Below are 12,849 nucleotides of genomic sequence, written 5' to 3'. Positions count from 1 at the left end.
GAAGGAGACTTGGTGACCGAGGGCATCTGGCTGCGCTTTCTGAGCGGCCCCGACATCGACTCGCTGGGACTCACCCGGACCGAGATCGTCGACGCGGTCGAGGTGGCGGTCGGCGAGCACGGTCGCGGCCGGACCAGCTTCGAGCCGCGGGTGCACCTGATGCCGTCGAACGGCGGGATCGGTCATTTCAACGTCCTGCGCGGTCACCTGGACGGCCTGGGCGCGCACGGCATCAGCGGCGTGAAGGTGGTCGGCGACTTCGTGCCGAACTATCAGCGCGGTCTGCCGAGCGAGCTGGCGATGGCGACCCTGTTCGACCCGACCACCGGCGTACCCCTGGCTGTGCTGGACGCCACCTTCATCACCGCGGCCCGGACCGGCGCGATGACGACGGTCGGCGCGCGGCATCTGGCGCGGCGGGACAGCAAGATCCTGGGGCACGCCGGCGCGCGGGGAACCGCGTGGTGGAACGTGACGATGCTTGATGACCTGTTCGACCTGGACGAGATCCGGGTGACGTCGCGGCGGTCCGAGTCCCGGGAGAAGTTCGCTGCCGAGTTGTCCGCGGAGCTGTCGACGCCGGTGCGGGTGGTGGCGACGGCTGAGGAGGCGTTCGACGGGGCGGATGTGATTGTCGAGGCGACTCGGCTGACGGAGCCTGAGCCGCTGCTGCGAACCGCGGCGGTGCGGCCGGGCTCTTTTGTCGTGCCGTACGGGACGGTGAGTGCGGTCGAGCTGGATCTGCTGGACGTGATGGACAAGGTCGTGGTCGACGACTGGCGCGAGGCGCAGTCGGGGCGGTTCGGAGCGCTGCGGCGGCATGTGGATACCGGGCGGCTGTCGCCGGAGACCTTGTACGCCGAACTCGGGCAGATCGTCGCGGGCGAGAAGCCGGGCCGTGAGAACGATGCCGAGCGCAACCTTTTCTGGCATCGCGGGTTGTCGCTGCTGGATGTGGCGATCGCTTATCTGATTCTGCAGAAGGCCGAAGCGGCGGATGTCGGCACGATGCTGCGGTTCCACTGAGATGCTGATCAACCAGGCGTCTGATGTCGATCCCAGTAGCGCTCTGCCTCTCCAGATTGCCGAGCCGCTGCTCGATCGGCTGGCTGCTATCCGCGCCGATGTACTGCGGACACTGGCGGGCGGTGAGCCTGTCTACGGTGTGAATACCGGGATGGGTGCGATGAGCAAGGTTCGGTTGACCGAAGCCGAACAGCGTGTCCACCAAAGGAATTTGTTGCTCGGTCGCGCCGTCGGCGGCCCGCCGTGGTTGCCGGATGACGAGGCGCGGGCGGTGTTGCTCGGTCGGCTTCGGACGTTCTTGAACGGGGACTCGGGGGTGTCCGTCGAGCTCGTCCAGCAATTGGTTGCTCTCATCAACAGTGGTGACCTGCCCCGGATCCCGGCCGAAGGAGCGGGGTCGGCGGGGGAGATCATCCCGCTCGCCCACGCGTTCGGACCGCTCGTCGAACTCGGGCCGAAGGAGGGGATTGCCTTGCTGGCTGGGATTCCCGGCGCGACCGGGCGGGCTGCTCTCCATGTGGTGCGGGCTCGGCGGTTGGCTGACCACCTGACCACGGTGGCCGCTGGGGCGATTGCGGTGGTGGGCGCGAACAGAGCGCCGTACGGGGTGGGTGCGGGACGCGGGGACGACGTACTGGCTGAAGAGCTGGCGCGGTTGCTCGAGCTGGCCGGGCCGGAGGACGCGCCGCGGGGTTTGCAGGCGCCGGTGTCGTTCCGGGTGGCCGGCCAGGTGATCGCGCACGTACGGCGGTCGATCGCGGATCTGGACGCGGCGGTCGGGCGGGCGTTCGACGGGGTGACGGACTCGCCGGCGTACCTGGGCGGTGAATTCGTGGGTACGGCGGGCTTCCACGGAATCGACCTGACGGCGTACTGCGATCACCTCGTGGTGGCGCTTGCGCATGCGGCTGAGGTCTCGGCGGCGCGACTGCATCGGCTGCTGGATCCGGCGGTCACCGGGCTGCCCGCGCAGCTCGCGCGCGAACCGGGCCCGCAGGCCGGGCTGGTCGCCGTGCACAAGCGAGCGGTGGCAACGACGCATCGGCTGCGCCGGCTCACGCTGCCGACGGCGATCGGTACGGCGGAGACGTCGAACGGGCAGGAAGATGTCCAGACCTTCTCCTGGGAGGCGGTCGGCAACCTCGCCGAGGCGATCCGGCTGACCCGCGAGGTCACCGCCTGCGAACTGCTCGCCGTCTACCAGGCCTTCACGCTCGCGGACCGGCCGCTCCCGCCGCGTCTGCAGGCGGTCGCGGACGTCGTACCGCCGATCGATGCGGATCGGCCGTTCGGTGCGGACCTGACCCGGCTGCTGGAGACCGTGCTGGAGCCCTGAGCTGATCCGGCACCGTCAAGATCCGGAGCGGTCGGTTGGCAAGAGTTTGGAGGTGAATCCAGCGCGACACGCGGTCTGTGGGCGTGTCGCAAGTAGCCCGCACCCCCGCTGTGTCGTTCAGAAGGTAAAGCCGGCCTTCCGGGGGTAGGAGGCGACTGGTTGTATCCAGTAGCCTGGCGCGCGTGTGGCGGATATGGAGGAAGTCGTTGAAGCGGTTCGTGGTCCCACCGGACTGGCCGACGCCGCCCCGCCGCAGCTGGGTCCCCCCGAAAACCTGGCGGCCGGATCCGTCCTGGCCCCCCGCGCCCGCCGACTGGCAGTTCTGGGTCGACGGCAAGGGCGCTCCGGTCCGCGGCCCGATCGGCCGGTACGCCGGTCCTTCGCAGCGCGCCGTGTTCACCGGGGTCGGCGCGATGGTCGTCGTACTCGGGGTCGTCTTCTGGTCGTTGTCCGCGGTCGGGCTGTTCGGAGGTGACGGGGGAGACGCCGGCGCGGTGTACATCACCGGCTCGTCGAATACTCCGACGCCGACTCCCGTCGTACCGACGAAGACGCCGACTGCCCGGAAGACGCTGACGCCGACCCCGAGCAAGACGCCGGTCCGGCTGCCGAATGTCACGCGGACCAGCGAGGCCCGCAAGGAACCGGTCAAGCCGACCACCCCGCCCAAGACGACCAAAACCACCAAGGCCCCCGTGCCGACCAAGCCCACCACGACCACCAGCCGCCCGCCGACGCGCGAAGAAATCCTCCGCCAGTACTGCATCGACCGCGGCTGGCCGCCGGAGTGGTGCGTCCCCCACGACGAGCCCACCCAGCGCTGACCGGCGTACCGACCGACTGTTAGTACGTCACGTCCGTACCGCCTTCTGAGCCTCCCGCACGCCTGTTCAGCGCCCGATCACCCGCGTATCACCAGTCCGTCGGTACACCTCAGACGACGTTGTGTTCGGTTCGGGGGTGGTGGGTGGCGAAGCGGGTGGCGCTCATGGGGGTGATGTCTACGAAGGGTTTGCGGCCCAGGTAGAGGTCTCGGATGATTTCGCCGACGGCGGGGCCTTGGAGGAAGCCGTGGCCGGAGAAGCCGGTGGCGTAGAGGAAGCGGGAGAGGGTGTCGGCTTCGCCGATCAGGGCGTCGTGGTCGGGGGTGACTTCGTAGAGGCCGGCCCAGCCGGTGGTGAGGCCGACGTCGAGGAGGGTGGGGGTACGGCGTTCCATGGCGGCGGTGAGGCGGGGGAGCCAGGCGTCGGTGCGGTCGAGGTGAAAGCCGGGGAGTTCGTCGGGGTCGGAGAGGCCGATCAGGAGGCCGGGGCCTTCGCGGTGGAAGTAGAACGTGCTGGTGAAGTCGATCGTCATCGGCAGGGTCGGCGGGAGGTCGGGGATCGGTTCGGTGACGACGATCTGGCGGCGCAGCGGGGTGACCGGCAGGTTGATGCCGAGGGGTGCGGCGAGGTCGGCGGACCAGGCGCCGGCGGCGCAGATCACCGTGCTGGTGCGAACCGAGCCGAGGCTGGTCCGGACCGTGCTGATGTTGTTGCCGACGGCATCGATGCCGAGGACGTCGCAGCCGGTGACGAGAGTGGCGCCGAGCCGGCGGGCGGCGGTCGCATACCCCAGTACGACGGACTCCGGCGTACAGTGCCCGTCCGCCGGAGAGAAGCAGGCGCCGGCCAACCCGTCGGGAGCGAGGATCGGGGCCAGCGAGAGGGTCTCGTCGATGCCGATCATGCGGGTCGGCAGACCGACCGCGCGCTGGCGGATCGTGCTCTCGCGGAACAGTTCGAGCTGGTCGTCGTTCTCCAGCAGGAACAGGTAGCCGACCCGATGCAGATCGATCTCCTGTCCGGGCCGCTGCCCGAAGTTCGCAAACGCCTCCAGGCTGCGGGCGCCGAGCGCGATGTTCAGGTCGTCGGAGAAGTTCGCGCGGACGCCGCCGGCCGCCTTCGACGTCGAGCCGGAACCGAGCGCGTTCCGCTCGAGCAGCAGCACGCGTTCGACGCCGGCCTCGGCCAGGTGGAACGCGATACTCGTCCCCATCACGCCGCCGCCGACGATCACCACGTCGGCGGCCTCTGGTAGAGCCTGGCTCATGGCAGCAGGAAGTCCAGGTCGGCCTCGACGGTCTCGGTATCCATCTGCGCCTTCTGAAGCTTGCCGGAGTAGTCCCAGTTCATCGACTGCCAGCGGGTGAACTGGTCGAGCACCCAGATCCCGCTCTGCCGCGAACCGTTGCCCGACTTGCCGTTCCCGCCGAACGGCAGATGCGCCTCGGCGCCCGACGTCGAGTTGTTGACACTCACCATCCCGGCCGAGATGCCCTGTGCGAACCGGAACGCCTCGTTCGGGTCGGTGGTGTAGATCGAGCTGGACAACCCGTAGCCCGGTTTGTTGCCCAGAGCAATCGCTTCGTCGAGGGTCGAGTACGTCGTGATGCCGACGACTGGGCCGAAGGTCTCGTTCAGGAACAGCTCGTCGTCCGGACGCACGCCGTCGACGATCACCGGGTGATAGAACAGCCCACCCTCGGGATCACCGACGAACCCATCCCGCGGGTTGTCCGCACCGACCCGACCGGTTGCGCCGATGACGCGGTGATGAGCCGCGATCCAGCCGAGCGACTTCTCGAATCCGGCCGCGAACTTCTCGTCCAGCAGCGGCCCGAACAACACATCCTGCGTCGGATCACCCATCGCCGCACCCGCGACCGCCGCGGCGAACCGCTCGACGAACGCGTCGTGGATCGACTCGTGCACGATCACCGTGCCGAGCGACGTACAGCGCTGGCCGGCGGTACCGAAGCCGGAGAAGAGCGCGCCTTCGACGGCCAGGTCGAGGTCGGCGCTCGCGCTGATCACCATCGGGTTCTTGCCGCCGAGCTCCAGGCAGGGAGTCTGCAGATGCCGGCCGCACAGCTCGCCGATCTGCGTGCCGACCGCGCTCGATCCGGTGAAGCCGACCTTGTCGATCAGACCGGCCTGGAGCGACTGCTCCAACCCCGCGAACGTGTCCGGGCCGTCGGCGTACACGACGTTGAAGACCCCAGCCGGTACGCCGGCGTGCGCGAACAGCTCGTAGAACGCGTCGGACAGCACCGCCGAGTACTCCGCCGGCTTCCAGACGACCGTGTTGCCGCAGAGCAGCGCCGGAACGATGTACCAGGACGGGACCGCGACCGGGAAGTTCCCCGCGGTGATCACCGCGACCGTCCCGATCGGGCGGCGGAAGGTGAACAACTGCTTGTCCGGCATTTCCGACGGCACGGTCTGTCCGTAGAGGCGACGGCCCTCGCCGATGAAGAAGTCGCAGGTGTCGATGATCTCCTGGACCTCGCCGCGCGCCTCGGCGATCGGCTTACCGATCTCGCGGGTGACGAGCGCGGCCAGCCGCTCCTTGTTGGCGGTCATCAACCGGCCGACGTTGGCGATCACCTGACCGCGTTGCGGTGCCGGCGTCGCGGCCCACGCGCCCTGCGCGGCCCGAGCCGCCTCGGCCGCCCGCACGAACACCTCCGGGCCTGCGCTCCCCACGGTCCCGACGACATCGCTCAACCGCGCCGGGTTTGTCGACTCGGTACGCCGTACCGGCTCCGCAACCCGCTCGCCGGCCACAACCGACAACACCTCGGAACCCATCGACTTCCCCTCTCGGACGGTGAGAGCCCAGCTTAGGGTTGGGGACCCCTGGTCGGCACTTGGCGATTCGGGTAGAGGTCGGGGACGGGGATCGGGAGACTCCAGAAGTGGGTGTGGGAGTCGACCACGCCGTAGCGGACCGCCAGGTAGCGCATCAGCTTCAGAGGGCCGCCGATCAGGATCAGGGCGAGCGGGACCTCGAGCAGCACGGCGCTGAGGACGGCCTGCATGAGGTCGCTGCGCTGGCTGGTGAGGACGTCGAACCAGGCGTCACAGAGCAGCAGTACGCCGGAGACGACAGCGGTCGGGAAGACCATCACGCGGCGCTTCCAGCCGGCGATCGCGGTCCACAGGAGCGTGGCGAGCAGCAGGACGTCGAAGCCGACCCAGGTCGCGACCCAGTGCCGGGCCACGTAGTGATTAGGCAAGGTGACGGCCAAGTAGACCGTCCAGGGGATCAGGGCGAGCGAACCGAGCAGGATCAGCACGGTCCGCCACTTACGGATCCGGTTGATCGTGCGCTCCGACGGCAGGCCGTCCGGGCGCGGTACCAGCCGCAGGATCAGGTCCCGCCGCTCTGCCGGACTCAGCGCGGCGATCTCGTCATCGGTCACGGTTCCAGTATCGGCCGGTGGTCCAGCGTCTCTTGTGATTGCATTCACAAGCCCTTAGGATGGACATCCGTACCCCAGTGGGAGGTGTCGACGATGACGAGCCGCAAGCCCCCGAGTATGTCGATGCAGGAGTGGATCGACCACCAACTGCGCGAGGCCGAGAAGGCCGGCGAGTTCGACAACCTGGCGGGTGCGGGGAAGCCGCTGAAGCTCGCGGACAAGCACGATCCCGACTGGTGGGTGAAGGACTTCATCCGGCGGGAGAACATCGACACCGAGGCGTTGCTGCCGGTGCCGGTGCTGCTGCGCAAGGAGAAGGCGCAGGTCCGCGAGAAGGTCGCGAAGATGCGGCGCGAGTCCGAGGTGCGCGAGTATCTCGAGGATCTGAACAAGCGGATTGTGCTCGCCATCCGCGACACGACCGGCCCGGTGATCCCGGTCGGGAAGCTCGACGCCGAGGCGGCGCTCGAGCAGTGGCGCGCGGATCACGAGCAGTGGCTGGAAGAGCGCCGCCTGGCTGCCGCGCGGGTCGCCGCCGAGACCGCCGCCGAGTCGCAGAAGATGTCGTTCTGGCAGCGGCTCTTCAGCTGATCTCGGTTTCTTCACGACAGCAGTGCGCGAGCGGCGGTCTCGATCGTCTCCTCGCTGAGCAGGACCTGACGCGCGGCGTCGCCGAGCGGGACGAACGAGTCCTCCGAGGTGACGCGCGCGATCCGGCCGGTGTAGCCGTGGTCGATCAGTGCCGCGAGGACGCCCTCGGAGACGCCACCGGATCGCCGGGTCTCGTCCACGACGAGCACCCGGCCGGTGGCCGTTGCCTCACGCAACAAATCCTCGACCGGCAACGGCGCCAGCCAACGCAGATCCAGAACCCGTACGCCGGGAACCCGCGCCGCGACCCGCAGGCTCATCGGCACCCCGTTGCCGAAGCTCACCAGCGTCAGCTCGGTACCCCCGCCGTACGTGCGGCCGCGGCCGATCGGCACCGGCTCGGTCGGGTACGGCGTCGTCCACGCGTCGTCGGCCACGTCGTACAGGTCGCGGCGGTGGTAGAGCGCGATCGGTTCGAGGAAGACGCTGACCGTGCCCGATGATCGCGCGGCCGCGGCGCAGGCGTGCAGCATGGCCGCTGCGTCGTCGGGGCGCGAGGGTGAGGCGATCACGATGCCCGGGATGTCGCGCAGGACGCCGATCGCGTCGTCGTTGTGGAAGTGGCCGCCGAAGCCTTTCTGGTAGCCATAGCCGGCGATCCGCAGGACCATCGGGTTCGCGTACTGCTCCTGCGAGAAGAACTTCAGGGACGCCGCTTCACCGCGGAGCTGGTCCTCGGCGTTGTGCAGATAAGCCAGGTACTGGATCTCCGGAATCGGCAGCAGCCCGGAAACGCCGGCGCCGAGCGCGAGTCCGAGGATCGACTGCTCGTCCAGCAGGGTGTCGAAGACCCGGGCCGCGCCGTGCGCCTTCTGCAGTCCGCGGGTGACGCCGTACACGCCGCCTTTACGGCTGACGTCCTCACCGAAAACCATGGCTTCCGGATAAGACGCCAGTACGTCGCTCAGCGCGCGATTGATGGACTGACTGAGGGTGAGGCGTTCCGTGGTCGATGTGCGCTGCGGCAAGGCCTGCGCGACGGTTGCCGGATCGGGGAAGCGCAGTGGCGCGGCGACCGCTTGCGGTGACGACAACTGCGGGAGACCGGACACCTCGGCGGCGATCCGCATCGCCTCGGCGCGCTTGTCCTCGTAGAGGTCGATCACCTCGTCGGCGGTGAGTCCCGCGCCGAGCAGGCGCCGCGCCGTACCGAGCAGTGGGTCGAGGACCTCGTCGGCCGCGACCTCCGCCGTACTCCGGTACGCCGCCTCGACGTCGGAACCGGCGTGCCCGAGCAGCCGGACGGTTCGCAGCCGGAGGAACGCCGGGCGCCGATTCCGCCGGACGAACGTGGCGGCCTCGGTCGCCATGGTCAGGGTCGCGGCGAGATCGGTGCCGTCGGCATCGAAGTACCGCAGACCGGGGCGTTGGCCGTAGGCCTGCTTGATCCAGCCGTCCGGCGTCCGCACGCTGATCCCGAGGCCGTTGTCCTCGCACACCAGCAGCAACGGCATCGGCAAACCCTGGTACGACGCGTGCAGGGCGGCGTTGATCGCGCCGGTCGCCGTGGAGTGGTTGGCCGAAGCGTCGCCGAAGCTGGTCACCACGATCGCGTCAGCGGGCCACGGCGACGGTACGCCGAGCTTCGCGGCCCGAGCCATCGAGAACGCGACCCCCATCGCCCGCGGCAGGTGCGATGCGATCGTCGAGGTCTGCGGAATGATCGCGAGGTCGTGCCGGCCGAAGACCTTGTGCCGACCGCCCGAGATCGGTTCGCTGGTCGCCGCGGCGACGCCGAGCAGGATGTCGCGCAGCCCGTCCTTCACACCGCACTGGTCCGCGCGGGCCAGGTAGAAGGCGCCGGAGCGATAGTGCAGCAGCGCCGGGTCGGTCGGCCGGAGCGCGGCGGCGACGGCCGCGTTGCCCTCGTGACCGGCCGATCCGATCGTGTAGAACCCGTGCCCCTGCGTCTGCATCCACCGCGCCGCGAGATCTGCGTGCCGGCTGCCGAGCTGAGCGTCGTACAGGCTGCGCAGCAGGTCGGCGGGGTAGTCGCACGGCGCGGGCTTGAGCGCGCGGACGCGCTCCGCGAACCGCTCGTCGACCGCGGTCATGGTCTACTCCAGACCGCAGTCGAATCCTTCGTCGTTGGGGTTGGCCTCGGCCAGGACGTCCAGGATCCGGCTGGCGCCGTGAAGGTCCTCATTCGATACATGATCCGCGAAGAACGTCGAGACCACAGCTTCGACCACGGGTCGGGCAGCGTCGAGCGCCTTGCGGCCGGCGTCGGTGAGCTCGGCCCAGGTGGCGCGGCGGTCCTCGGGGGTGTTGCGGCGGACGACCCAGCCGTCCTTGTCCTCGAGCTTGCCGATCAGGCGGGTGGCGCCGCTGCGGGAGATCATCAGCTCCGCGGCCAGCGGGGCCATCCGCATCCGGCCGCCGGCGGCGTCCAGGGCGCGCAGCACCTCGTGCTCGAAGTAGGTCATCTTCAGCCTGGCGCGGAGCGTGTTGTCGAGATGCGCGAACAGCAGCGTGTCCGCGCGATACAGCGCTCGCCAGGCCTGGAACTGGGTGGCACTCATCTCCGGCGGCATGCTTCGCAGTCTACGCCGTTCGATGCACACTAGAACTGTTGACACGTGAACTGTTCACACAGGTACGCTGTCGGCGCAGGGTGAAACAGTCACCCCGAAGAGCAGGAGGAGGCGATCGTGAGCAAGGGGTGGAAGGCGGTGCGGCCGCTACGGCACCGCAATTACCGGCTGCTCTGGACCGGCCTGGCGGTGGCCCTGCTCGGCAGCGGGCTCTGGCTGGTCGCGCTCGCCTGGCAGGTGATCGAGCTCGGTGGTGGGCCGGTCCAACTGTCCATGGTCACCACGGCGTACAGCATCGGGCTGGTTGTCTGTGTGCTGTTCGGCGGCGTCGCGGCCGACCGGCTGTCGCAGCGCTCGGTCATCGTCGCGGCCGACGTGGTCCGTGGTGCGGTGCTGCTGGTGGTTGCCGGGCTCGCGTTGACCGAGCTGCTGGAGGTCTGGCATTTGGCCGGGGCCGCCGTACTGGTGGGTGCCGGCGAGGCGTTCCTGATACCGGCGTACACGGCGTTGGTCCCGAAGCTGCTGCCCACCGAGGAGTTGCTGGCGGCCAACGGGCTCGAGGGGACGCTGCGGCCGTTGGCGCAACAGGCAACCGGGCCTGCGATCGGTGGTCTGGTGATCGCCGCGATGTCGCCGGGACTGGCGATTCTGATCACTGCGCTGACTTACTTCTTCTCAGCCGGCTGTGTGCTTGCGATGCGGCTGCCGGCCGCCGAGCCGGTCGAGCTCGACGAGGAGCGGGCGACCGGCGTCCGGGCGATGGTCGCGGATCTTCGCGAGGGCTGGAGCTATGTACGGCGGACACGGTGGCTGCTGGCGTCGTTGCTGTTCGGGACCGTGTTCGTGCTGCTGATCCTCGGGCCGCTCGAAGTGCTGCTGCCGTTCGCCGTCAAGGACCAGCTGGGTGGCGGACCGAAGGACTTCGGCCTGGTCCTCGCGGCCTTCGGCATCGGTGGAGCGATCGGCGCGTTGGTGATCTCGTCCCGCAGCCTGCCGCGCCGCTATCTGACCGTCATGACGCTGATGTGGGGCTTCGGTGCGGTGCCGATCGTGGTCCTCGGCGTGGCCCGCGATCTCTGGGTGATGGCGGCGGGCGCGGCCGTGGTCGGCGCGACCGGATCGGCGGCGATGGTCATCTGGGGCACCTTGCTCCAGCGCCGGGTCCCCGACCAACTGCGCGGCCGGATCTCCAGTCTCGACTTCTTCGTCTCGCTGCTGCTGATGCCGGTCTCGATGGCGCTCGCCGGCCCAGCCGGTGCCGTCCTCGGTGTCCCGGCCGTCTTCATCATCGCGGGTGTCGGGCCTGCCCTCATCTGCGTGCTGGTCGTCTACTTCGGCCGGATGCCGTCCGACGAGCTCGCGAACCCGCTCGACGCCGTACCGGAACCGGCCGCCGCCTGACCGCGTCGGACCTCGCGTCGCGGTGACAACCTCAGCCCAGGTTCCAGACGTCTCTGTTCGGGGAACGGTGAGAGGTGGCCACTCGTTCCTAGGTCAGTGGGGTGGATTGACGTGAGGTGGGCGTGACAGTGAGTGTGCAGCGAGTGGCGATTGCTGCCGGTTTGGGTGCCGGGACGGTTGGGGCACTCACCGGCGTACTGCTGCTTGGGCCGCTGGGGGCTTCGCTCCTCCTCGGAGTCGTCTTCCTGATCGTCTGGCCGCTGGCGGCGGTGATCCGGCGGGTCGTGGACGACACCCCGGAGTACTCCGCGACCGCCGTGGCCGCACTGGCCGCGGCCGGCGTGCTGTGCCTGCCCGGGCTGGTGCGGTTGGTCGCCGACGGTGCGTTCGGCCTCGCGATGCTGCTGGTGGGTGCGGTCGTGTTCGTGCTGATCGATCTCGTCGTACCGGCTCGCCGCGGGCCGTCGCGGCGGCAGCGTCGGAGTTGGCAGCTCACGGAGGAGCAGTTCCTCGAGGACGAGGCGCTGATCGCGTCACTGCAGTGCCCGTTGAGTATCAGCGAGCTGTGTGATGTGTGGGTCGAGACCGCGGGGCAGCTTGCCCAGGGTGCGGACATGCGGGACCGGCAGGCGGTCGCCGAGGTGCGGCGGATCTGCCTGGACGAGTTCGAGCGCCGCAACCCGGCGGGCTTTCAGCGCTGGCTCGACGCCGGTGCGCCGCCGAACCCGACGACGTACCTGATGGCGCACGGCGAGTAGGGCTCAGGAAGCCTTCTTCCGCTGCGTCGTCTTCTTGGCAGCGGTCTTCTTCGCCGCGGTCTTTTTGGCGGTGGTCTTCTTCGCGGCCGTCTTCTTGCCCGTCCGGCCGGCCCGGGACTTGCGGGCGGCCTCGACACTGGCGCGCAGCGCGCTGACGAGATCCGTCGGGGTCGTCGCCTCCGGCTCCTCCTCGGTGAGCACGACCTCCTTGCCCTTCCGCTTGGTCTCGACGAGCTCCTTCACCCGCTCGGTATAGGAGTCCTTGTACGACGCGGGCTTCCACTCGCCGCTCATCGCCTCGATGAGGTCCGCGGCCATCGACAGCTGCTTGCCGGTCCGGGACTTCGCGGGCAGACCGTTCAGCTCTTTCGCCGGATCGCGAATCTCGTCGGCGAAGTACATCGTCTCGAGCACCAGCACCTTGTCCTGCGCCCGGATCGCGGCCAGGTACTCCTTGCCGCGCATCACGAACTTCGCGATCCCGGCCCGGTTCGTCTTGGCCAGCGCGTCCCGCAGCAACCCGTACGACGAGGCGTTCTCCTCGTCCTTGGGGCCGAGGTAGTAGCTCTTCTGGAAGTGGATCGGATCGACCTCGTCCAGGTCGACGAACGTGTCGATCTCCAGCGAGCGGGACCGGCCGGGCGCGATGTCGTCCAGCTCCTCCGGTTCGACGATCACGTACTTGCCGTTGCCGAGGTCGTGGCCTTTCACGATCTTCTCGTACGGCACCTCACGGCCGGTGCGCTCGTTGACCCGCTTGTAGCGGATCCGGTCGGAGGTGTCGCGCTGGAACTGGTGGAAGTCCAGCTCGTGCTCCTCGGTCGCGCTGTACAGCCCGACCGGCACCGAGACCAGCCCGAATGTGATGTACCCGCTCCAGATCGATCGCGCCATGCG

The 12,849-nt window shown here is 68.9% G+C and carries 12 protein-coding genes; 6 read left to right on the top strand and 6 right to left on the bottom strand.

The window, feature by feature from the left end:
- The first annotated feature begins 12 nt into the window (after window positions 1–12).
- From ABZS29_RS35440 to ABZS29_RS35430, 3 genes are all read left to right on the top strand, one after another.
- Window positions 13–1,026, top strand: a complete 1,014-nt coding sequence (locus tag ABZS29_RS35440; protein WP_355468882.1) for an ornithine cyclodeaminase family protein — start codon at window positions 13–15, stop codon at window positions 1,024–1,026.
- A gap of 1 nt (window position 1,027) precedes the next feature.
- The gene (locus tag ABZS29_RS35435; RefSeq protein WP_355468880.1) at window positions 1,028–2,362 is read left to right on the top strand and encodes an aromatic amino acid lyase; all 1,335 of its coding nucleotides are present in this window, start codon (window positions 1,028–1,030) and stop codon (window positions 2,360–2,362) included.
- 206 nt (window positions 2,363–2,568) lie between these two features.
- On the top strand, window positions 2,569–3,186 hold the full coding sequence (locus ABZS29_RS35430; RefSeq protein WP_355468879.1) for a hypothetical protein: 618 nt from the start codon (window positions 2,569–2,571) through the stop codon (window positions 3,184–3,186).
- Between the two features lie 109 nt (window positions 3,187–3,295).
- Here the strand turns inward: ABZS29_RS35430 and ABZS29_RS35425 are convergent, their stop codons facing one another.
- From ABZS29_RS35425 to ABZS29_RS35415, 3 genes are read right to left on the bottom strand one after another with little or no spacing between them, the layout of a single operon-like run.
- A complete protein-coding gene (locus tag ABZS29_RS35425; RefSeq protein ID WP_355468877.1) occupies window positions 3,296–4,453 on the bottom strand; it encodes an FAD-binding oxidoreductase in 1,158 nt (385 codons plus the stop codon).
- Entirely contained in the window at window positions 4,450–5,994 is a 1,545-nt protein-coding gene (locus ABZS29_RS35420) for an aldehyde dehydrogenase family protein (RefSeq protein WP_355468875.1), read from the bottom strand. The genes ABZS29_RS35425 and ABZS29_RS35420 overlap by 4 nt, the downstream gene beginning before the upstream one ends.
- A 32-nt stretch (window positions 5,995–6,026) precedes the next feature.
- Window positions 6,027–6,608, bottom strand: a complete 582-nt coding sequence (locus tag ABZS29_RS35415) for a hypothetical protein (protein WP_355468873.1) — start codon at window positions 6,606–6,608, stop codon at window positions 6,027–6,029.
- Window positions 6,609–6,701: 93 nt separating this feature from the next.
- On the opposite strand from ABZS29_RS35415, the gene ABZS29_RS35410 reads away from it, so the two are divergent.
- Window positions 6,702–7,199, top strand: a complete 498-nt coding sequence (locus tag ABZS29_RS35410; RefSeq protein ID WP_355468872.1) for a DUF1992 domain-containing protein — start codon at window positions 6,702–6,704, stop codon at window positions 7,197–7,199.
- Window positions 7,200–7,210: 11 nt separating this feature from the next.
- Here the strand turns inward: ABZS29_RS35410 and ABZS29_RS35405 are convergent, their stop codons facing one another.
- Window positions 7,211–9,313 carry a thiamine pyrophosphate-dependent enzyme gene (locus ABZS29_RS35405; RefSeq protein ID WP_355468870.1) on the bottom strand — a complete coding sequence of 701 codons (2,103 nt, stop codon included), beginning with the start codon at window positions 9,311–9,313 and terminating at the stop codon, window positions 7,211–7,213.
- A gap of 3 nt (window positions 9,314–9,316) precedes the next feature.
- A complete protein-coding gene (locus ABZS29_RS35400; protein WP_355468868.1) occupies window positions 9,317–9,793 on the bottom strand; it encodes a MarR family transcriptional regulator in 477 nt (158 codons plus the stop codon).
- A gap of 117 nt (window positions 9,794–9,910) precedes the next feature.
- On the opposite strand from ABZS29_RS35400, the gene ABZS29_RS35395 reads away from it, so the two are divergent.
- Both ABZS29_RS35395 and ABZS29_RS35390 read left to right on the top strand, forming a co-directional pair.
- Entirely contained in the window at window positions 9,911–11,194 is a 1,284-nt protein-coding gene (locus tag ABZS29_RS35395; protein WP_355468866.1) for an MFS transporter, read from the top strand.
- A 128-nt stretch (window positions 11,195–11,322) separates the two neighbouring features.
- Window positions 11,323–11,952 carry a hypothetical protein gene (locus ABZS29_RS35390; protein WP_355468864.1) on the top strand — a complete coding sequence of 210 codons (630 nt, stop codon included), beginning with the start codon at window positions 11,323–11,325 and terminating at the stop codon, window positions 11,950–11,952.
- A gap of 3 nt (window positions 11,953–11,955) precedes the next feature.
- Here the strand turns inward: ABZS29_RS35390 and ABZS29_RS35385 are convergent, their stop codons facing one another.
- Window positions 11,956–12,846, bottom strand: a complete 891-nt coding sequence (locus ABZS29_RS35385) for a Ku protein (protein WP_355468862.1) — start codon at window positions 12,844–12,846, stop codon at window positions 11,956–11,958.
- Between the last annotated feature and the right edge of the window lie 3 nt (window positions 12,847–12,849).

Origin of the sequence: Kribbella sp. NPDC005582, assembly GCF_040605415.1 — a bacterium.
In the GTDB taxonomy this organism is placed as follows: Bacteria; Actinomycetota; Actinomycetes; order Propionibacteriales; family Kribbellaceae; genus Kribbella.
This window is presented reverse-complemented; position numbering and strand designations above follow the sequence as displayed.